Source organism: Novosphingobium sp. HR1a, assembly GCF_015594425.1.
GTDB classification, from domain to species: domain Bacteria; phylum Pseudomonadota; class Alphaproteobacteria; order Sphingomonadales; family Sphingomonadaceae; genus Novosphingobium; species Novosphingobium resinovorum_A.
In genome coordinates, this window is the sequence record NZ_JABXWS010000035.1 from 106,005 (window position 1) to 125,939 (window position 19,935).

The 19,935-nt window shown below is 66.5% G+C and carries 20 protein-coding genes; 13 read left to right on the forward strand and 7 right to left on the reverse strand.

Annotated elements, in window-relative coordinates; genetic code table 11:
* The first annotated feature begins 47 nt into the window (after positions 1-47).
* From HWN72_RS08020 to HWN72_RS08045, 6 genes are all read left to right on the forward strand, one after another.
* Positions 48-578, forward strand: coding sequence for a GNAT family N-acetyltransferase (locus tag HWN72_RS08020; protein ID WP_008829449.1), 531 nt, complete (start codon positions 48-50; stop codon positions 576-578).
* 84 nt (positions 579-662) lie between these two features.
* On the forward strand, positions 663-1,208 hold the full coding sequence (locus HWN72_RS08025; protein ID WP_008829450.1) for a DUF1285 domain-containing protein: 546 nt from the start codon (positions 663-665) through the stop codon (positions 1,206-1,208).
* Complete coding sequence (locus HWN72_RS08030; protein ID WP_036524645.1) at positions 1,205-1,825, forward strand: CoA pyrophosphatase; 621 nt, start codon at positions 1,205-1,207, stop codon at positions 1,823-1,825. The genes HWN72_RS08025 and HWN72_RS08030 overlap by 4 nt, the downstream gene beginning before the upstream one ends.
* Positions 1,818-2,993, forward strand: coding sequence for a CCA tRNA nucleotidyltransferase (locus HWN72_RS08035; protein WP_008829452.1), 1,176 nt, complete (start codon positions 1,818-1,820; stop codon positions 2,991-2,993). The genes HWN72_RS08030 and HWN72_RS08035 overlap by 8 nt, the downstream gene beginning before the upstream one ends.
* Positions 2,990-3,634, forward strand: a complete 645-nt coding sequence (locus tag HWN72_RS08040) for a TIGR02281 family clan AA aspartic protease (RefSeq protein WP_211150013.1) — start codon at positions 2,990-2,992, stop codon at positions 3,632-3,634. Before HWN72_RS08035 ends, HWN72_RS08040 begins: the two co-directional genes overlap by 4 nt.
* A 104-nt stretch (positions 3,635-3,738) precedes the next feature.
* Positions 3,739-4,404 (forward strand): TIGR02281 family clan AA aspartic protease, encoded by a 666-nt coding sequence (locus tag HWN72_RS08045; protein ID WP_231958167.1) that lies wholly within the window; start codon positions 3,739-3,741, stop codon positions 4,402-4,404.
* 108 nt (positions 4,405-4,512) lie between these two features.
* Here the strand turns inward: HWN72_RS08045 and parC are convergent, their stop codons facing one another.
* On the reverse strand, positions 4,513-6,807 hold the full coding sequence (parC, locus tag HWN72_RS08050; RefSeq protein WP_211150014.1) for a DNA topoisomerase IV subunit A: 2,295 nt from the start codon (positions 6,805-6,807) through the stop codon (positions 4,513-4,515).
* A gap of 110 nt (positions 6,808-6,917) precedes the next feature.
* Here parC and HWN72_RS08055 point away from each other — a divergent pair, with 110 nt between their 5' ends.
* Positions 6,918-7,787 carry a DUF4349 domain-containing protein gene (locus HWN72_RS08055; RefSeq protein WP_069707731.1) on the forward strand — a complete coding sequence of 290 codons (870 nt, stop codon included), beginning with the start codon at positions 6,918-6,920 and terminating at the stop codon, positions 7,785-7,787.
* Between the two features lie 6 nt (positions 7,788-7,793).
* On the opposite strand, the gene HWN72_RS08060 is transcribed toward HWN72_RS08055, so the two are convergent.
* The 3 genes from HWN72_RS08060 to HWN72_RS08070 are packed head-to-tail and all read right to left on the reverse strand — an operon-like array spanning position 7,794 to position 10,268.
* Complete coding sequence (locus HWN72_RS08060) at positions 7,794-8,126, reverse strand: 2Fe-2S iron-sulfur cluster-binding protein (protein WP_008829457.1); 333 nt, start codon at positions 8,124-8,126, stop codon at positions 7,794-7,796.
* Between the two features lies 1 nt (position 8,127).
* On the reverse strand, positions 8,128-9,216 hold the full coding sequence (locus tag HWN72_RS08065) for a cysteine desulfurase family protein (protein ID WP_008829458.1): 1,089 nt from the start codon (positions 9,214-9,216) through the stop codon (positions 8,128-8,130).
* Positions 9,213-10,268 (reverse strand): cysteine desulfurase family protein, encoded by a 1,056-nt coding sequence (locus HWN72_RS08070; protein ID WP_008829459.1) that lies wholly within the window; start codon positions 10,266-10,268, stop codon positions 9,213-9,215. The genes HWN72_RS08065 and HWN72_RS08070 overlap by 4 nt, the downstream gene beginning before the upstream one ends.
* 135 nt (positions 10,269-10,403) lie before the next feature.
* Between HWN72_RS08070 and HWN72_RS08075 the strand changes: the two genes are divergently transcribed.
* Positions 10,404-11,060: an alpha/beta hydrolase gene (locus HWN72_RS08075; RefSeq protein WP_008829460.1), complete on the forward strand. Its 657-nt coding sequence runs from the start codon at positions 10,404-10,406 to the stop codon at positions 11,058-11,060.
* A 39-nt stretch (positions 11,061-11,099) separates the two neighbouring features.
* On the opposite strand, the gene HWN72_RS08080 is transcribed toward HWN72_RS08075, so the two are convergent.
* Positions 11,100-11,312 (reverse strand): hypothetical protein, encoded by a 213-nt coding sequence (locus HWN72_RS08080; protein ID WP_008829461.1) that lies wholly within the window; start codon positions 11,310-11,312, stop codon positions 11,100-11,102.
* Between the two features lie 212 nt (positions 11,313-11,524).
* Between HWN72_RS08080 and HWN72_RS08085 the strand changes: the two genes are divergently transcribed.
* The gene (locus tag HWN72_RS08085) at positions 11,525-13,360 is read left to right on the forward strand and encodes a DUF885 family protein (protein WP_008829462.1); all 1,836 of its coding nucleotides are present in this window, start codon (positions 11,525-11,527) and stop codon (positions 13,358-13,360) included.
* A 45-nt stretch (positions 13,361-13,405) separates the two neighbouring features.
* On the opposite strand, the gene HWN72_RS08090 is transcribed toward HWN72_RS08085, so the two are convergent.
* Positions 13,406-13,759, reverse strand: coding sequence for a hypothetical protein (locus HWN72_RS08090; RefSeq protein ID WP_008829463.1), 354 nt, complete (start codon positions 13,757-13,759; stop codon positions 13,406-13,408).
* Between the two features lie 248 nt (positions 13,760-14,007).
* On the opposite strand from HWN72_RS08090, the gene HWN72_RS08095 reads away from it, so the two are divergent.
* Entirely contained in the window at positions 14,008-15,162 is a 1,155-nt protein-coding gene (locus HWN72_RS08095; RefSeq protein WP_008829464.1) for a VacJ family lipoprotein, read from the forward strand.
* 94 nt (positions 15,163-15,256) lie between these two features.
* Here the strand turns inward: HWN72_RS08095 and HWN72_RS08100 are convergent, their stop codons facing one another.
* The gene (locus HWN72_RS08100) at positions 15,257-16,861 is read right to left on the reverse strand and encodes a phosphoenolpyruvate carboxykinase (protein WP_036524618.1); all 1,605 of its coding nucleotides are present in this window, start codon (positions 16,859-16,861) and stop codon (positions 15,257-15,259) included.
* 235 nt (positions 16,862-17,096) lie between these two features.
* On the opposite strand from HWN72_RS08100, the gene HWN72_RS08105 reads away from it, so the two are divergent.
* From HWN72_RS08105 to HWN72_RS08115, 3 genes are read left to right on the forward strand one after another with little or no spacing between them, the layout of a single operon-like run.
* Positions 17,097-17,879, forward strand: a complete 783-nt coding sequence (locus tag HWN72_RS08105; protein ID WP_008829466.1) for a response regulator transcription factor — start codon at positions 17,097-17,099, stop codon at positions 17,877-17,879.
* Positions 17,872-19,443, forward strand: a complete 1,572-nt coding sequence (locus tag HWN72_RS08110) for an ATP-binding protein (RefSeq protein ID WP_211150015.1) — start codon at positions 17,872-17,874, stop codon at positions 19,441-19,443. The genes HWN72_RS08105 and HWN72_RS08110 overlap by 8 nt, the downstream gene beginning before the upstream one ends.
* Positions 19,440-19,865 (forward strand): HPr kinase/phosphorylase, encoded by a 426-nt coding sequence (locus tag HWN72_RS08115; RefSeq protein WP_008829468.1) that lies wholly within the window; start codon positions 19,440-19,442, stop codon positions 19,863-19,865. Before HWN72_RS08110 ends, HWN72_RS08115 begins: the two co-directional genes overlap by 4 nt.
* The last annotated feature ends 70 nt before the right edge of the window (positions 19,866-19,935 follow it).

The following is a 19,935-nucleotide window of genomic DNA, read 5'->3' on the forward strand; positions in this document are numbered from 1 at the left end:
CGAATTGAATCGACAAACCGCGGCGCGCCACCTATCGCGCGCGCGCCATGACCCAGATCCATTCCGAAGCCGCCACGATCATTCCGCTCGACAATGTCGATCCCGCGCTCGTCGAAGCGCTGCTCGACGCCGCGTTCGAGCCGGAGCGCCACAAGCGTACGGCCTACAAAGTACGTGAAGGCACGGACTGGCTGCCGGCGCTCAGCTTTGCCGCGCTCGACGCCTCCGAGATGCTGGTCGGCACGATCCAGTGCTGGCCGGTCGCGCTCAACACGCCCGAAGGGCGTCCCTTCCCGATGATCATGGTCGGCCCGGTCGCGGTGATGCCCGGCCATCAGGGCATGGGCTATGGTCAGGCTTTGATGTCGACCAGCATGGCCAGCATCGACGACCGCGCGCCGCTGCCGCAGGTCATGATCGGCGATCCCGAGTATTACGGCCGCTTCTGGGGCTTTTCCAACGAGGGCACCGAGGGCTGGGAACTGCCCGGACCGTTCGAACGGCGCCGTCTGCTGGTGCGCTGCGCCAACATCGCCGTTCTGCCCGAGCGCGGCATGCTGGGTCCTTGGCTCCGCTGAACGCGCAGGGTCGCAGTTGAGCTTGCGGCACCACGAGCCACACTGGACCTTGGCGCGCGAGGCCCTATCTGGCATCGCGAGACGATGCCTTATGAACCTCCCCCCGAACTTGCCGCGCTGAGCCTGGACGAGGTGGCCAGGCTGGTCGCCGCGCGCAAACTCCCGCCGGTCGATCAGTGGTCGCCCGCCGAGACCGGCGACAGCGAGATGCGCATCGCCGCCGACGGCCGCTGGTTTCATCAGGGCGGCGAGATCCGCCGGCCGGCGATGGTCCGCGCCTTCGCCTCGCTGCTGACTTGTGACGCAGACGGGCAGCACTGGCTGGTCACGCCGGTCCAGAAGCTCTCCATCGAAGTCGAGGATGCGGCGTTTATCGCGATCGACGTCAAGCGCGAGGGGGGCACCCTCGCCTTCCGCCTGAACACCGACGACCTCGTCATTGCAGGGCCGGACCACCCGATCACGGCGGAGGGCGATACCGAGACACCCGCGCTGTACGTCGCGGTCCGCCATGGCACGCGTGCGAGGCTCAATCGCAGCACTTACGCGCAACTGGCGGAGATCGCGCTGGAAAGCGACGATCTGTCGGTGACGAGCAACGGCGCCCGCTTCGCGCTGGTCCCCGCATGAGCGCATTGTACGATAAGGTTTCTCGCCGCCTCGAGGCGGGCCACGCCGACGCGCCGCCGCGCCTGTGGAGCGATCCGCGCATCCACGACATTGCGCGGTTCACCCCCGCCGCCGTGCTTATCGCCATAACCGAGCGCGAGCGTCCCGGTATACTGCTGCTCCATCGGCCTTCGAACATGCGCGCGCACCCGGGCCAGATCGCCTTTCCCGGCGGCCGCATCGACCCCGGCGAAGATGCCGTCGAGGCAGCCCTTCGTGAAGCGAACGAGGAACTCGGCATCCGCACCGGCGACGTCCGCGTCATCGGCACCAGCGACGTCTACCGCACCGGCAGCGGCTACGAGATCACGCCGGTCGTCGGGATCGTCCCCCCCGATCTCGAAATCCGGCCCAACCCCGCCGAAGTCGCGCAGTGGTTCGAGGTTCCGGTCGATTTCGTGCTCGATCCCGCCAACCAGGCGACCCGCAATGTAGAGTTCGAGGGGCGTCGCCACAGTTTCATCGAAATCGTCTGGAACGACACCCGCCAGGACCACGTCATCTGGGGTGTCACCGGGGCTATCCTCCACAACCTTGCCGGTCGCCTGAACTGGCTCGAAAGATCCTCGAATGCCTGAAACCCTGAATGCGCCGTGGATGCACCGCGAAGACCTCCTCGGTCTCGTCGCCGCGCTGGGCGAGGGCAATGCCCGCTACGTCGGGGGCGCGGTGCGCGACACGCTGCTGGACCTGCCGGTCAAGGACATCGACATGGCCACGGTGCTTCTGCCAGAGGCGGTGATCGAGCGCCTCGATGCCGCCGGCATCCGCAATGTCCCCACCGGCATCGAACACGGCACGGTGACCGCCGTGCTTCCCCACGGCCCGGTGGAGATCACCACGCTGCGCCACGATGTCTCGACCGATGGCCGCCGCGCCACCGTGGCCTTCGCCGAAGACTGGCGCGAAGATGCGGCGCGGCGCGACTTCACGATCAATGCACTTTACGCCGATCCGCAAGGCGGCGAAATCCACGACTGGTTCGACGGCCTCGCCGACCTCTCTGCCCGCCACGTGCGCTTCATCGGCGATGCCCGCCAGCGCATCCGCGAGGATCACTTGCGCATCCTGCGCTACTTCCGCTTCCAGGCCCGCTTCGGCTCCTCGCCTGCGGATACCGAAGCGGAAGCCGCCTGCTCGGAACTGGCTGCGACGCTCAAGGGCCTCTCGCGCGAGCGGGTGGGCATGGAGACGATGAACCTGCTCGGCCTTCCCGATCCGGCGCCGACGGTACAGCGGATGCGCGAACTCGGTGTACTTGAGGTCATCTTGCCGGAAGCCGATCCGGACGCCCTCGCCGTGCTCGTCGCGGCCGAGCGCATGCAAGGCATCGCGCCCGAGGCGATCCGCCGACTGGCAGCGCTGCTGCCGCCGCAACCCACACTGGCCGAGCAGGTCGCCGCGCGATTCCGCCTTTCCGCAGCACAGAAGAAGCGCCTCGCCCTCGCCGCCGCTCGTGAGGGATCGCCCGGAGAGCCGCGTGCGCTCGCCTATCGTCTCGGACGGGATCGCGCGCTGGATCGACTGCTGATCGCAGGCGCGGACGTCTCGACACTCGCAGGCTGGGAAATACCGACGATGCCGCTCAAGGGCGGACAGATCGTCGCACGCGGGGTAGGCGCAGGGCCTGATGTGGCGCGTATTCTACGCCGGGTCGAAGACCGCTGGATCGCCGAAGGCTTCCCACAAGGCGAGCGCGTCGATGTCCTGCTCGACGAGGTTCTGGCGGAGGAACCGCTGGCGTGAATCTCGACGAGCTGACCGGCTTCCTGATCGGGCAGCCGCTGCTGTCGCTGACGATCGCGGCGATCCTGCTCGCGGTCGCTGCCGGTATGATTGCCGCGGGGAACCCCCGGCTGGGGCGGATTATGCGCAACTGCGCCTACCTCGGCCTGATCGCCGCGCTGCTGCTCACGGTAGCGGAACTGGCTGGCCACAACGGCCGGTCAGAGGCGGCGCTCTGGCTCGACGCCACCCGCCCGGCAGAGATCGTCGGCAAGGAAACCGTCGTCGCCATGCGCGCAGACGGGCATTTCTGGGTCGAGGCGCAACTGAACGGCGAGCCGGTCGAATTCCTGATCGACACCGGGGCTACGTATACGGGCGTCTCGCAGCGTGTAGCGCAAAGGGTCGGCATCCAGCCCGATCCGGAGGATCGCGGCATGATCCTGGAGACCGCCAACGGCTCGATCGTCGCTCGGCGCGGCACGGCGGATTCGCTGCGCTTCGGCGGGATCGAGGCGAATGCCCTGACTGTCGCCATCGGCCCCGACACCGAGGTCGATACCAACGTCATCGGCATGAACTTACTTTCGCAGCTGGCAGCCTGGCGGGTTGAGGGCAACCGCCTTATTCTGACGCCGAAAACCCCATCGCCCCGGACCTGATCCGGGCCCAACTTACGTCGCCTCGCGCGCCTTGCTTGCCGCCCGCCCTCGCCTAAAGAGGCACTAGGCCCGGACGACGCAGTCAGCGCCGCGAAAGCTGCAGTATGATAGACCCATCGACCATGGACCTTGCCGACATCCTGAACTTCCTTGCCGGGCAGCCGTTGCTGGCGCTTGCCTTCGCGGGCATCGTCGCGAGCGTGATCGGCGGAATGCTGCGTCGGCCGCTACCACTCCTCGGCAGTTTGCTGCGGGGGGTGGGTAACCTTGGTCTGCTCGCCGCGATGCTGTTGACGATCGCGCAAGTCACGCGCCTGACCACCGGCACCGATTTCGCCCTGCCTCAGTTCGGCATCGAGCGTCAGAGCGTCGCGGGCGGCGAGACGCGGGTGCCGATGCAGCCGGACGGGCACTTCTGGATCAGCGCCACGGTCAACGGCGTGAAGCGCGATTTCCTCGTCGATACCGGCGCGACGCTGACGGCGATCTCGCCCGCTACGGCGCAGGAGGCGAGACTCAAGGCCAATCCGCTCAACCGCTCGGTGCTGATGCGCACGGCTAACGGAACAGTGGAGGCCCAGCTGGCGGTGATCGACGAACTGCGCATGGGCAGCGTCGTCGCGCGCGAGATCGACGCGGTGGTGGCGCCGGGGCTCGGCGACGCCAATGTCATCGGCATGAACCTGCTGTCGCGGCTCGCCAGCTGGCGCGTCGAGGGCAAGACGCTGATCCTGGTGCCGCATCATCCACAGGATGTGCAGCAGAACTGATTTGCGCACGCCTCCCGGGGCTTCGACAAGCTCAGCCTGAGCGGTTTTGATAGATTGGGCTATGAATCCCGCTCAGGCTGAGCTTGTCGACGCCCCGGCAGCATTACACTACCCTTGGAACTTGTTGTCCCGCGGGAACCCGTTCGGCGGCAAGCGCCCGGCCGCACCGCGCGCAACCTTCCACAGCGCCATGTCCTTCTCGGTTCGCGTGCGGCCGCTCTCGCCGCCCATGGTCCACGAGAGGCCGTCCTCCAGCCTGAGCGTCGTCACATCGGCCATGCCGCCATCGCGGTAGCGCTGGAGCGTGACCCCCTGCCCCTTGGCCATGACCGGCAGTTCCTCGAGGCTGAAGATCACCAGCTTGCGGTTGTCGCCGACCACCGCGACGTGATCGTGCTCGGCCGGGATCTCGCGCACCGTCGTCAGCGTGACGCCGGGCTTGGTGGACATGACCGCCCGGCCCTTGCGGGTTTCGGCGAGCAGTTCGTCCATCTCCGCCGCGAAGCCGCGCCCGATGTTGGAAGCCAGCAGCAGTTGCGCCTTCGGCTTGTAGACGATCGCCTCGATGATATGCGCCTCGGCATCGATATCGACCATCGTGCGGATCGGCTCGCCGAAACCGCGCGCTCCGGGCAGCTTGTCAGCGCCAAGCGTGTAGAACCGCCCGTTGTCCAGCGCGATCAGGATCTTGTCGGTGGTCTGCGCATGGAACGCGAAGGCCGGGCCGTCACCTTCCTTGAACTTGAAGTCGCCATCCAGAGCCACATGCCCCCTGGCCGCCCTGATCCAGCCACGCGCGGAGAGGATCACCGTCACCGGCTCCTTCTCGATCATCGCATCCATGGAGAACTCGACGGTCTTGGTCGCCTGCGCGATCGTGGTGCGGCGGCGGCCGAGCGCGGTGTCCTCGGCATAGTCCTTGCGCAGGTTCGTCAGATCGCGCTTGATGCGGGTGCGCTGGCGAGCCGGGCTTTCGAGCAGCTTGTTGAGGTCGTCCTGCTCCTTCAGCAGTTCCTCGTGCTCCTTGCGCAGTTCCATCTCTTCCAGCTTGCGCAAGGAGCGCAGGCGCATGTTGAGGATGGCTTCGGCCTGGCGGTCCGTCAGTTCGAACTCTGCGATCATCACCGGCTTGGGCTCGTCCTCGGTGCGGATGATCTCGATGATCCGGTCGAGGTTGAGGTAGGCGATGATGTAGCCCGCGACCAGTTCGAGGCGCGAGGCGATCTTCTCCAGTCGGTGCCGGGTGCGGCGCAGCAGGATGTCGATCTGGCTATAGACCCACTCCGACAGCAGCAGCTTGAGACCCAGAACCCCCGGCGTACGGTGAGAATCGAGCACGTTGAGGTTGAGACTGAACCGGCTTTCGAGGTCGGTCAGCTTGTAAAGGCTTTCCTTCAGCAGTTCCGGATCGACGTTGCGGCTCTTCGGCACCAGGACGAGACGGATTTCCTCGTCACTCTCGTCGCGGATGTCCTCCAGGATAGGCAGCTTGCGGTCGCCGATCAGTGCGGCGATCTGCTCGATCAGCTTGCCCTTCGGCAGCATGTAGGGAATTTCGGTGACCACCAGTTGCCACTGGCCCGAGCCCAGCTTTTCGATGCCGGTCTCTTCCCACGCTCCGTCCGCACCGCGTCCGGTCGAGAAACGCGCCCGCACGCGAAAACCGCCCTTGCCGGTCTCGTAAGCATGGCTGATCGCCTCGGGGCTGTCGACAACGAGGCCGCCGGTCGCAAAGTCGGGGCCTTTGAAGACCTCCATCAACTGCGCATGCTCGGCATGGGGATTGTCGATCAGCAGCAGCGTGGCGTTGATGATCTCGGCGACGTTGTGGCTGGGGATCGACGTCGCCATGCCCACCGCGATGCCGGTCGCGCCATTCGCCAGCAGGTTCGGGAAAATGCCGGGGAAGATGTCCGGCTCGCTTTCCTCGCCATTGTAGGTCGGGATGAAATCGACGGTGCCCTCGTCCAGCCCGGCCATGAGCTGGATCGCCGTCTTGGTCAGGCGCGCTTCGGTGTAGCGGTAGGCCGCCGCATTATCGCCGTCGATGTTGCCGAAGTTGCCCTGGCCCTGCACCAGCGGATAGCGCAGGGAGAAATCCTGCGCGAGACGCACCATCGCGTCGTAGACCGAGGCGTCGCCATGCGGGTGGTACTTACCGATGACGTCGCCGACGACGCGGGCGGACTTCTTGTAGGCGCTGGCCGGGTCCAGCTTGAGCTGCCGCATCGCCCAGAGCAGGCGGCGGTGGACCGGCTTCAAGCCATCCCGAAGGTCCGGCAGAGAGCGCGCGGTGATGGTGGACAGCGCATATACGAGATAGCGCTCGGACAGCGCCGCATCGAAGGGCGCATCGACGATGGCGTCGAAGGGATCGGATTCGTCGTCTGTCGTGGTCACCATGGTGGCGGGACACTAGCAGCGCCCTGCCCGGGGCCAAAGCCGATTTCGGCCGTTTTCCAGAACTTGCGACTGAGATAGCTTCGAACGCGAATCGCGGGAGTTTCAAGAGGATGAAGATGCGCCGTTCGCTGCTGCTGCCGATCCTTCTCGCCACCGCGATTTCCGGCTGCGGCAGCGAGCCTGCTTCCGAACAGCAGGCGACCACCGTGGACATCCGCGAGGAGCCGCCGACGGCCGGACAGAGCGCGGAGGGCAAGAAGTCCGAAGCGATCTCCGTCAGCGCACCCAACGCCCCTCGCATCGCCTATATCTACGAATACGGATATCGCCTGCCGGCCGACCGCATCGCCGAAGTCCAGCGCAAGCAGGCCGACATGTGCGAGCGAATGGGACCGACGCAGTGCCAGATCCTCGACATGAAACAGGGTAGCGCAGAGGGGAACTACGCTTCAGGCTCGCTGTCGCTGGCAGTCGCCGCACCGCGTGCACGCGCTTTCGGGGCGGAACTCGGCCGGGTCGCGGGGAGCGCCGGTGGCTCCCAGGTGTCCGGCGGCATCTCGGGCGAGGACTTGTCGAAGCAGATGGTCGATACCGAAGCGCGGCTTCGCGCCCGCACGGTGCTGCGCGACCGGCTGATGGAAGTGCTCGCCACGCGCAAGGGCACCGTCGCCGAACTGGTCGAGGCCGAGCGCGGCGTCGCGCAAGTGAACGAGGAAATCGATCAGGCGCGCAGCTGGCTGGCGGAAATGCAGAACCGCGTGAACTTCAGCCGCGTGAACCTGACTTACGAAGCGGGATCGCCCGCTAGTGGCGGCTTCCTCGCGCCGATCCGGGGAGCGCTGGGCAGCGTCGGTTCGGTACTGGGCACGATCGTCGCCATGCTGATCATGCTGGGCGCAGTTGCGATTCCGCTGGGCCTCGTCGGCCTCGCCATTCGCTGGGCGGTGCTGCGCTGGCGGGGGCGCTCTTCGGCCGATTGATGAGGGTCAGCCGATCTGCATGTCCCTGACGACGCCGGGGATGCGCACCGCGATCCCGTCCAGCGCATCCGTCAGCTGGATCTGGCAGGAGAGCCGGCTGGTGCGCGTCACCCCGGCGGCGAGGTCGAGCATGTCCTCCTCGTCGTCCGAAGCCGGGACCAGCTTATCGAACCAGTCGGGCGAAATGATCACGTGGCAGGTCGAGCAGGCCATCTGGCCCTCGCACGTTCCTTCGAGCGGCATCCCGGCGTTCTGAGCCACTTCCAGCAGGCGCGATCCCGGCTCGGCCTGCGCCGAAACCCGCGATCCGTCGATATTCACAAACAGGACATCAACCAAGTTATACTCCCTGCGCCGCCGCAGCGGCTTCTATTCTGGCGCAGGCATCCTCAATTTCCCTTAGTTCACTATATCGCCCGAATCCCAGACGGATAGAGCTTTTGGCATCCCTATCCGAAAGACCCAGTGCCTGCAGCACGTGGCTCGGTCTACCCGATCCGCTGGCGCAGGCCGATCCTGCCGAAAAGGCGAGGTCGCGCAGGTCCGACATCAGCCGCGCGACGTCCAGTCCGTCGAGGCGCACGTTGAGATTGCCGTGCCAGCGCTGCGTCGCCGATCCGTTAAGTGTCCAGCGTGAAAGAATTTCCCTCGCCCGCTCCCACAGACCGGCAACGTGAACGGCATCCTCCTCCATGCGTTCTTTCGCCAGCTTCGCGGCCGCGCCGAAGCCTGCGCAGAGCATCGGGCTCAGCGTTCCCGAGCGCAGTCCCTGCTCCTGCGCGCCGCCGCGGATCAGTGGTTTGAGGTCGAGCCCATCACGCAGCCACAGCGCGCCGATGCCCTTCGGACCGTGGAATTTATGGGCACTCAACGCTACCATAGCGGCACCCAGCGGCACCCTGACCTTGCCAACGCCCTGCACCGCGTCGCACAGGAACAGCGCACCGGCAGCCTGCGCCCGCTCGGCGAGACGGTCGACCGGCTGGACGGTTCCGATCTCGTTGTTGACCTGCATAACCGCGACGAGATCGGCATTTCCCATAGGCACCTCGCCGTCGACGAGACCCTCGCTATCGACCGGCAGCACGGTCAGGTCGGCATCGACGCTGCGCGCGGTATCGAGCACCGCCGCATGCTCGATCGCCGAGACCGCGAGGCGGCTTGCACCGCTGCCGAGGATTGCAAGGTTGATCGCCTCGGTCGCCCCCGAGGTGAAGATCACCCTGCCGCCCGGCGGCATCAGCGCGGCGACTTGCGCGCGGGCCACCTCGACGGCGGCGGCAGCAGCCCGGCCCGGGCGATGAGGGCTATGCGGGTTGGCGAAACCTCCCGCGCCGCGCTCCCACTCCGGCCCGGCCAGCCAGGGCAGCATCGCCTCGCGCGCTTCGGGGGCGAGCGGCGTGGTCGCCTGATAATCGAGGTAGATCATGCGTTCACCTCGGCCCAGGCCTGTGCGAAGGCGTCCAGTTCGTCGGGCGTCGTGCTCCAGCCCAGCGAGATGCGGACCGTGCGCTTTGCCGTATCGGGATCGATACCGAAGCCCTGCAGCACCCGACTCTGCTTGAGCGTGCCCGACGAACAGGCGCTTCCGGCCGAGATCGCGAAACCCTTGGCATCCATGCGGATCAGCATTGCCGTCGCAGAAATCTTAGGCGCGGCAACGGCGAAGATGTGCCAGCATTGCACGCCGGGCTGGATTACTTCCCCATGTTCGGACAGTCGGTTCCTGAAATCAAAGCGCTGCTCCGCGCTGGTGGCCCAGCTTTCGACGCCGCCCGCCTCCAGCGCCGCCGCGAAACCCAGCGCGCCCGGCAGGTTCTCAGTCCCCGCGCGGTAGCCGCGCTCCTGACCGCCGCTGGGCTCGATCATCGCGAAGTCGCGCACCAGCAGCGCCCCAATGCCGATCGGGCCGCCCAGCTTGTGCGCCGAAAGCACCACCATGTCGGCATCGGGCAAAGCGGACTTCCCCGCCGACTGCGAGCAATCGGCAAGGAACAGGCCGCCACTCTCACGCACCTGCTCCGCCAATAGATTGTCCGCATAGGACAGCAGCGCCGTCCCCGTCTCGGAATTGACCGATTGAACCGCGACCACCGCCCGTCCAGCCCCGGCAAGCGCAGCGGCAAGCGCCTCGCGATCCACCTCGCCCTCGCGGACGGGAATGACCTGCGCATCCGGCGCCGCGCGGAATACCGCATCATGCTCCACCGCCGAGACCAGACGCCGCTCCGCCTTGGCCCGGCCGAGACCCAGCGCCAGCGCCTCGCTGGCACCCGAAGTGAAGATCACCTCGCCCTGCCAGTCCAGCGCCGCCTTAACCCGCGCGCGGGCATCCTCCAGCGCCGCGCGGGCACCGCGACCGGCCGCGTGGGGGCTCGACGGATTGGCCCAGATCGCCGCTCCCTCCAGCCAGGCGTCGCGTGCACAGGGCATCATCGGCGTGGTCGCCGCGTGGTCGAGATAGATGTTCGGGAGGGCCATTGCCTGAGACATTGCTTGCGAAGTTGTTTTTGGGACGAATATTTCTATATAGCCAACCTTCCTCTTTTCCACTCCCGCGACGGATCGCTGCACAGCGACTCGCGGGAGTTTCAACAAGTCAGGCCGCAAACACCTATGCCCGCAGTCATCTTCCCCGGTCCCGAAGGTCGTCTCGAAGGTCGTTTCCAGCCCGCAACGCGCCCGCGCGCGCCGGTGGCGATGATCCTCCACCCGCACCCGCAGGCGGGCGGCACGATGAACGACCGCATCACCCAGCACATGTACAAGACCTTCGTGGCGCGCGGTTTCGCGACGCTGCGCTTCAACTTCCGCGGCGTCGGCCGCAGCCAGGGCAGCTTCGACAACGGCATCGGCGAACTGTCCGATGCGGCGGCGGCGCTCGACTGGGTGCAGTCGATCCATCCCGAGGCTTCGACCACCTGGATCGCGGGCTATTCGTTCGGCGCGCTGATCGGCATGCAGTTGCTGATGCGCCGTCCGGAGATTCGCGGCTTCATCTCGGTGGCGCCGCCGGCCAACATGTACGACTTCTCGTTCCTCGCGCCCTGCCCGGCTTCGGGCATCATCATCCAGGGCACCGGCGATACGGTCGTCACGCCGAACGCGGTGCAGAAGCTGGTCGACAAGCTGCGCACGCAGAAGCACATCACCATCCATCACGACGAAATCCCGCGCGCGAACCACTTCTTCGAGCACGAGACGCCCGAACTGATGCGCTCGGTCGACAACTACCTCGACATGCGCCTCGCGCCGGATTGCCCGATCAAGTAATCCGTCAGGTCAGGAAAATTCATCGCAGGCGTCGGAGCATCACTCCGGCGCCTGTTCCTTTTTCGCCTCGCTCGACAGCGACCGGCCATCGCGGCCCGGTAGCGTCCAGATCGCGATGTTGACGATCATCACCCCTGCCAGCACCAGCATCAGCACCGCCTGCTTGCGGTAGCCGCCGCGCCGCAGCAGCGCGATCGCTCCCAGCACGAGCGCGATGACGGTGAGCACGAGAAGCGAGAGAGCGATGTCCATGGCGCTGTCCTAGAGCAAGATCGCGGGAAGGCGAACCGTCTCGTACTTCAGCTTCTCCATCCCCGCTCAGCCTGAGCTTGTCGAAGGCCCATAGGCTGGGCGCATGGCCCGGTGCTTCGACAAGCTCAGCATGAGCGGTGTGCTCTGAAAGCAGGACACCCCACCCCATCCAGCGGTTTGACACCCGCGAACCGCCTCGCCATCGTCCGGGCATGAGCCACACCTCCCATTCGATTTCCCGCCGTAGCGCGATCCACCTGCTCGCGGCCGGAACCGCCGCCGCCGCCCTGCCGGCCCGCGCTTTCGCGACTTCTCCCGCGCGGCCCGATGCCGCCGCGCTGCTTGACGAGATCGCCTGGAGCCTCCTCGACCACGTGCCCGAAAGCGCCACCGGGCTCGGAGTCGATACCGGCGCTCACCACGCCTTGCGTTCGCGCATGGAGGACCGCTCGCAGGCCGGGCGCGATGCCTATGCCGCCACCTTGCGCAAGGGCCTCGCCCGGATCGAGGCGTTCAACGCCAAGGGGCTCGACCACTCCACGCGCACCAGCATCGCCGTAGTGAAAAGCGCCTTCGCCACCGCGCTGGAGGGTTTCGCGCTGCCTTATGGCGACGTCGCGGTGGGCGGCTGGCGCAATACGCCTTACGTCGTCATCCAGAACGTCGGCGCCTATCTCGATGCCCCGCGCTTCCTCGATGCCGACCATCCCGTCAACACGCCTGCCGACGCCGATGCGTGGATCGCGCGCCTGTCGCAACTGGACGACCAGCTCGACGGCGAGCGCGGCCGGATCATCGATGCCGCCGCCAAAGGCCTGGTGCCGCCAGACTTCCTGCTCGACCGCGCCATCGCGCAGATGACCAGCACGATCGCCGACGCGCGCAAGGACGGCGGCAGCCTCGCCGCCTCGATCGCCGGGCGTACGGGCAAGATGAGCGGCACTTGGGCCACCGACGCCCGCCGCATCATCGCCGCCGACGTCATGCCTGCGCTGGAGCGCCAGCTTGCCGAACTCCAGCGCCAGCGCGGGCTCGCGAAGAGCGATCCCGGCATGCGCGAAAGGCCGCAAGGCTCCGAATATTACGCCTGGGCACTGCGCGCCAGCACCACGACCCGCGTGCCGCCCGAGGACGTCCACCAGCGCGGCCTGCAGGAACTCGCCGAGTTGCATGCCCGGATGGACCCTATCCTGAAGTCGCTCGGCTATACCACCGGCACCGTCGGCGCCCGGATGACCGCGCTGGGCGAGGACAAGCGCTTCCTGTTCGCCGAGGGCGACCCGGGGCGCGCCGAGATCCTCGCGTTCATCCAGAAGCGCGTCGACTGGATACGCGCGCAGATGCCGCGCGCCTTCCGCGAACTCGTGCCCGGCAATGTCGAGGTCCGCCGCCTGCCGCTCTCCGAAGAGCCCGGCGCGCCAACGGCTTATGGCGGCGCGGGCTCCAAGGACGGCACCGTACCCGGCAAGATGTGGATCAACTTGCGCAGCACCGACCTGCACCGCAAGTACGACCTGCCCACCCTCGTCCACCACGAGGCGATCCCCGGCCACGTCTGGCAGGGCGAATATGCCAACCGCCTGCCGCTGATCCGCTCGATCCTGGCGTTCAACGCCTATTCCGAAGGCTGGGCGCTCTACGGCGAGCAGTTGGCCGACGAACTCGGCGCCTATGACGACGATCCGGTCGGACGGCTGGGCTACCTGCAGTCACTGGCGTTCCGCGCCTGTCGCATGGTGGTGGACACCGGCCTTCACGCCAAGGGCTGGACGCGCGAGGAGGCGGTGCGCTTCTTCATGGAGAAGAACGGCAACAAGCGCGAGGAAGTGGTGAACGAGGTGGACCGCTACTGCTCATGGCCGGGTCAGGCCTGCGGCTACAAGATGGGCCACTCGCAGATCGTGGCGCAGCGCAAGCGCGCGCAGGATGCGCTGGGCTCGGCCTATGATCTGCGCGACTACGACCAGACGATCGTGGACGGTGGCAACGTGCCGCTCGACGTGCTGGCGCAGAACGTCAGCGAATATATCGCTACGAAGAAGAAGTAGTAGGTACGCTGCCCTCCCGGACGGAATCCGGGAGGGCAGATAGGTTCACGACTTGCCGAACAGGCCCTTCGCCATGCCGGCGAGGTCGTCCATGACGCTGCCGTCGCCGTCCTTGTCGAAGAAGCTGGCCGCCTTGCCGGGGTCGGAGGCGATGGCGCTGGCGAACTGGGTCAGCGAACCCTCGCCGCCGATCTGGCTGATCAGCTGCTGGATCGTGCCCACGTCGAGGCCGCTGCGCTCCGCCGCCAGCTGCGCGGTGTCACCGTCCTGCTGGTGCGCGATGCCGAGTGCGGCAATCGCCTTTTCCGCCACGGCCGGATCGAGCCCCAGCTTCGTCGCGAGATTGGTCACGTCCGCGTGTTCGCTGACCTGACCGAGAATGCCGTCGAAAAGTCCCATGTGTCTCACTCCAATGATGGACGATAGAAATATGAGGCGAAGAGGTGCGGAAAGAAAGCCTTGAAAGCGTCTTCACCCTGACGCCCGGTTGCCTGATCCGTTGGACGAGGCGCCGGGTGTGCGATTGACGTATAGCCCGATGCACCCTAGCGCTCGAATACACCTTGAGTATGGTTGGGGCTGCCTGAGGCGTGGTGTAGATTGATGACGCAGGCACCCTCGTAGTGTCTGCTGGCAAGGACTAGTTCATGAGCCTCACTGCCGCCGCTGTCGCGGTGATGATAAGTGCCGTCGCCCCCGAAGCCGGTGTTCCGACGGGCGGGGGGCCGGTTCCCGTATCGCAGCCCGCCACAACGTCCGACAGCGCTATGCCGGCCGCCGACACCGTCCCGCCAACGGTTGTGCCGGTACAAGGTGTCCCGACCGATGTGCCGATATCGCCGCCTGCGACTAGCGGCACCATCGCGATACCCGGCGATGCGCCGATCATCGTGCCTCCCGCCGTGGCACCGACCGTCCCGGACGCCGTTGGCACCGATACCGGACCGGACATCGTCGTCACCCGCCGCAGACGGGCGCCTCCCGGCGATCCCCTGGAAAAGATCAACATCCAGTCGTTCGCGGTGACTCAGGCCGTCGATGCGGCCGTGATCGAACCCGTCGCCAAGGCCTACAACAAGGGGCTCCCCAAGCCCGTGCGGCAGGGCCTGCGCAATTTCTTCTCGAATCTCGGCGAACCGGTGGTGTTCATCGCGTATCTGCTGGAGCTCAAACCCGGGAAAGCCGCGGAAACGGCGGGCCGCTTCGCGATCAACAGCACGATCGGCGTGGCAGGCCTCGTCGACATGGCCAAGCGCAAGCCGTTCAATCTGCCTTACCGCCCCAACGGATTCGCCGATCTCCTCGGGTATTACGGGATCGGCCCGGGGCCGTTCTTCTATCTGCCGATCATCGGCCCGACCACGCTGCGCGACGTGATAGGCGATACCGTGGACAAGGCATTCCTGCCCGTGGTGGTGGGTAGTCCTTTCAACAAGGCGGTGGTGGCGACCCCTTCGGTCATCCTCGACCAACTAGGCGAACGCGCTGCCTTCGATGAGGAAATCAACAGCATCCGTAAGGAAGACGACCCTTACACGACATACCGTGAACTTTACCTGCGCCAACGCAAGGCCGAGATCGACGCGCTGCACGGGCGGGTCACGCCGGACGTCGTGCCGGTCTACGGCCCGGGCATGAAGACGGCAGGGGGCAAGGCGAAGCCTTCGAAGGCAGTGGCCCCGCAAGCGCCGGCGGCCGAGAGCACCGTTCCGGAGGCAACGACGCCGGAAGCCGTCGCCCCGAAGACGAGCACGCCGGAAACTGCAGCGCCGCTCATCGTCCCGGAAACCGTGCAGCCCTAGGGGCCCTAACCCCAAAGCCTGCACTCGTCATCGTTATTTTCAAAACCCCCGGGATCGCAATCCCGGGGGTTTTCTTCATACTGTCGAGCCAGCCTCAGGCTGCGACGGGAGCCGCCTTGCGCACGCCCTCGTCGACGTGCTCTTCGAACTGCTCGAAGTTGTCGATGAACTGCTTCACCAGCGTCTGCGCGGTCTTGTCGTACTCCGCGCCGTCAGCCCACGCACCGCGCGGGTCGAGCAGCTTGGTATCGACGCCCGGCACCGCCACCGGAACCTCGAAGCCGAAGTTCGGATCTTCCCGGAACTCGGCATCGTTCAGGCTGCCGTCGAGCGCGGCATTGAGCAGCGCGCGGGTCGCCTTGATCGGCATGCGCTTGATGCCTTCCATGGTCGCCTTGCCGCCCGACCAGCCGGTATTCACCAGCCAGCACTTCACGCCGCCCTTGGCGATGCGCTCCTTGAGGAGATTGCCGTAGACCGAGGGATGACGCGGCATGAACGGCGCGCCGAAGCACGTCGAGAACGTCGCTTCCGGCTCGGTCACGCCGATTTCGGTGCCCGCGACGCGCGCGGTGTAGCCCGAGAGGAAGTGATACATCGCCTGATCGGGCGTCAGCCGCGCGATCGGAGGCAGCACGCCGTAAGCGTCGGCCGTGAGGAAGATCAGGTTCTGCGGCACCGGCCCGAGGTTCTTCTCCGAGCAGTTCGGAATGAAGTCGATCGGATAGGAACCGCGGCTGTTCTCCGCCAACGAGTTGTCGTCGAGGTCGATCTTGCGGGTCACCGGGTCGATCACGACGTTCTCCAGCACCGTGCCGAAGCGGCGGGTGGTGGCGTAGATTTCCGGCTCGGCCTCTTCGGACAGGCGGATCATCTTGGCGTAGCAGCCACCCTCGAAGTTGAACACGGCGGTGTCCGACCAGCCATGCTCGTCATCGCCGATCAGCGTGCGCGAGGCGTCGGCCGAAAGCGTGGTCTTGCCGGTGCCCGAAAGCCCGAAGAACACCGCCGTATCGCCGTCCGGGCCGATGTTGGCCGAGCAGTGCATCGGCATCACGCCCTTCACCGGCAGCAGGTAGTTGAGGATGCCGAAGACCGACTTCTTCATCTCGCCCGCATAGGCGGTGCCGCCGATCAGGATCAGCTTCTCGGTGAAGTTCACCGCGATCACCGTTTCCGAACGCGAGCCGTGGCGCGCGGGATCGGCGCGGAAGCTCGGCAGGTCGATGATGGTGTATTCCGGCGCGAAGCCCTCCAGCTCGGTCGCGGTCGGACGCACCAGCAGGGTGCGGATGAACAGGTTGTGCCACGCGAACTCGTTGATCACGCGCACGTTGACGCGGTGTTCCGGCTGCGAACCGCCGAACAGGTCGGCGACGTAGAGCGTGTCCTTCTCACCCAGCGCCGCGAGGAAATCCTCCTTGAGCGCCGCGAAGTGCTCCGGCGTCATCGGCACGTTGGTCTTGCCCCACCATACGGTGCCTTCCGTCTCGGCGTCCTTGACGATGAACTTGTCCTTCGCCGAGCGGCCGGTGTGCTTGCCCGTGGCGACGACGAAGGGACCATCGGCCGAAAGCACGCCCTCCCCGTTCTTCACCGCATGCTCGACCAGAGGGGCCGTACCGAGGTTCGCGAAGATCTGGGCCTTCGTCTCTATGCCCTGTTTCGAGAGCGGATGGTTAAGGGTGGTCAATGTCATCTCCTCCAAAAGATGGCGTCGCTACGGGTATTCCCGCTGACGCTAAGTCGATTCCTGCGCAAGAATCGTGCCGCCGACTAAGCGGCAGTCTCTTTTCCGTCAAATTGACTTCAATTGAAACCATCAAGGGTTGTTGGACCTGACATTTAGTCCCCGCACCGCGAGAATTTGCCATGCGCAGACAGAGCCGCTAGTCAGGCTCGCCCATGCAGCAGAAAGCACCGTCGCCGCGCCCATGGCAGATCCTTTGAATGCTCCTGCCGACGATACGCCGCTCCTGCCGCCCGTGGCTCCTGCCGTCACGCCGCGCCAGCAGACGATCGCGCTCGTCGATGACGACCGCAACATCCTCACCACCTTGTCGATCAGCCTTCATGCCGAAGGTTTCGCCACGCGCGTCTACGCGGACGGCGAAACGGCGCTGAAGGCTCTCCTCGAGAACCCGCCCGACCTGGCGATCTTCGACGTGAAGATGCCGCGCATGGACGGCCTCGAATTGCTCAAGGTGCTACGCGCGCAGTCGTCGCTTCCGGTGATCTTCCTGACGTCCAAGGACGAAGAGCCGGACGAGGCGCTGGGCCTTGCGATGGGCGCCGACGACTACATCGCCAAGCCCTTCAGCCAGCGCCTGCTCGTCGCGCGCATCCGGGCCATCCTGCGCCGCAGCGAACTGGCCAAGGCGCCGCCCGAGGAAGCCTCCGGGGCAGACATGCCCGACCCCGTCTTGCGCGGCAGGCTTGCGCTCGATCCGGCGCGGCATCAGGTCACCTGGGACGGCAAGCCCGTCTCGCTCACCGTCACCGAATTCCTGATCCTCGAAGCCCTGGCGCTGCGCCCGGGCGTCGTGAAAAGCCGCAACCAGCTGATGGACGCCGCCTACAGCGACGACGTCTACGTGGACGACCGGACCATCGACAGCCACATCAAGCGCCTGCGCCGCAAGTTCCGCGCCGTGGATCCCGAATTCGGCGCGATCGACACGCTCTACGGCGCCGGCTACTCCTTCGCCGATGGCTGAGCGATCCCGCTCCCGCCGGCGACGTCCGGTGCGATTGCTCCTGTCTTGGCGCGTATCGCTGACCGCGCGCATCCTCGCGGTCAACTTCATCGCCCTGGCCCTGATGGCCGGCAGCCTGTTCTATATCGACAGCTATCGCAACGAACTGCTCGCCGAGCGCTACCGGCTCGCCAAGTCCGAGGCGGAGATCACCGCCGACGCGCTTGCCGACGAAAGTTCCGCCGGTCGGCTCGCGCTGATCACCCGCATCGGCACGGAGCAGGATCTGCGCCTGCGCCTGTTCGACAGCCGTGGCGAACTCGTAGGCGACAGCTTCACGCTGGCCCCGCCCTCCTATCGCCTGATCGATCCGGCCTCCGAACCCTGGCTGCAGGACGCCGCGCGGATGCTCGACCGGGGGATGGACTTCATCCTCGGCGCCCCGGAAATCGCCGATTACCGCGACCCGAGCGACACCAGCGCGCGCGGCTGGCCCGAAGTCCGCGCAGCTTTGGTCGGCCGGGAAACCTGGATCAACCACAAGGCCGCGCCCGACCGCACCCCCGTCATCATCGCCGCCACCCCCGTCGGCACCGACGGTTCCGCGCTGCTGGTGACCCGCAACGCCCGCGACATCACCGAGAACGTGCGCATGGCGCGCCAGACCCTCGCCATCATCGTCGGCGGCGCGCTGGGCGTCTCGATCCTGCTCTCGCTGTTCCTCGCCCGCACCATCGTCGAGCCGCTGCGCAAGCTGGTGCGGGCCGCCGTGCGCGTGCGCCTCGGCCGCGACCGCAGCGTCATCGTCCCGCGCCTCCCCGACCGTCGCGACGAAATCGGCCTCCTCGCCCGCGCCATCTCCGACATGAGCGGCGCCCTGCGCCAGCGAATCGACGCGGTCGAGAGCTTCGCCGCCGATGTCGCCCACGAGCTCAAGAACCCCCTGACCTCCCTGCGCAGCGCGCTGGAAACGCTCGACCGGGTCGACCAGCCCGACTTGCGCCGCCAGCTCCTCGGCATCGCGGAGGACGACGTGCGCCGGATCGACTTTCTCGTCACCGAGATCGCAGACGCAAGCCGCATCGACGCCCAGCTCAGCCGCACCACGTTCGAGCCGCTGGACATGGGCCGCCTCGTCCAGAACCTCGTCGCCGAGCGCGACCAGCGCGGCGTCAACGGCTCCAGCCCGGTCACCGTGACGATCGAGGATGCCGAACTGACCGTCCCCGGCGACCCGCCGCGCCTCGAACGCGTCCTGCAGAACCTCATCGACAATGCCGTGTCGTTCTCACCCCCGGACGGCCCGATCGAGATCACCGTGTCGCACATCGACAACCGCGTGAAGATCGCCGTCGCCGACCACGGCCCCGGCATCCCCGAGGCATCGCGCGAGCGCGTGTTCGAACGCTTCCACTCGCTGCGCCCCTCCCGCGAGGAATTCGGCACGCACAGCGGCCTCGGCCTCGCCATCGCGCGCACCATCGTGGAAGCGCACTTCGGCCGCCTGATCGCCACCGACCGCACCGACGGCCAGCCCGGCGCACGGCTGGTCATCTCCCTGCCGCGCTGGGAGAACGAGGCATGAGCGCCGAAGCCCGCCAATCGACCTGCGTTGCCATCGGCAACCGCGCCATCCTGATCGAAGGCGCTCCGGGCTCGGGAAAATCCAGCCTTGCGCTGGCCCTGATCGACCGGGGCGCAATGCTGGTCGGTGACGACTCCGTGATGCTCGAAGCTTGCGACGGATGGCTCTTCGCCAGCCCCCACCCCCACACACGCGGCCTGCTGGAAGTCCGCAACCTCGGGCTGGTCCCGCACGACTGCACCGAGAAAGTCGCGGTCGCGCTCGTCCTGCATCTCGACGGCTCCGCACCGCGCTACATCGAAAAGGCTGAGAGCATCGCAATCAGCGGCGTCGAGGCGCCCCTCATCCGCCTTGCACCGCACGACGCGGTGCTCGCGATCAAGGCGGAACTTGCCCTGCAACGCTACGGGCTGCCTGTATAAAGCCCCTCGCACGGCGGGGACGGCCTTTTGGCCCCTTCCCTTTCCCGGCGGCAAGGCGCAGATAGCGACG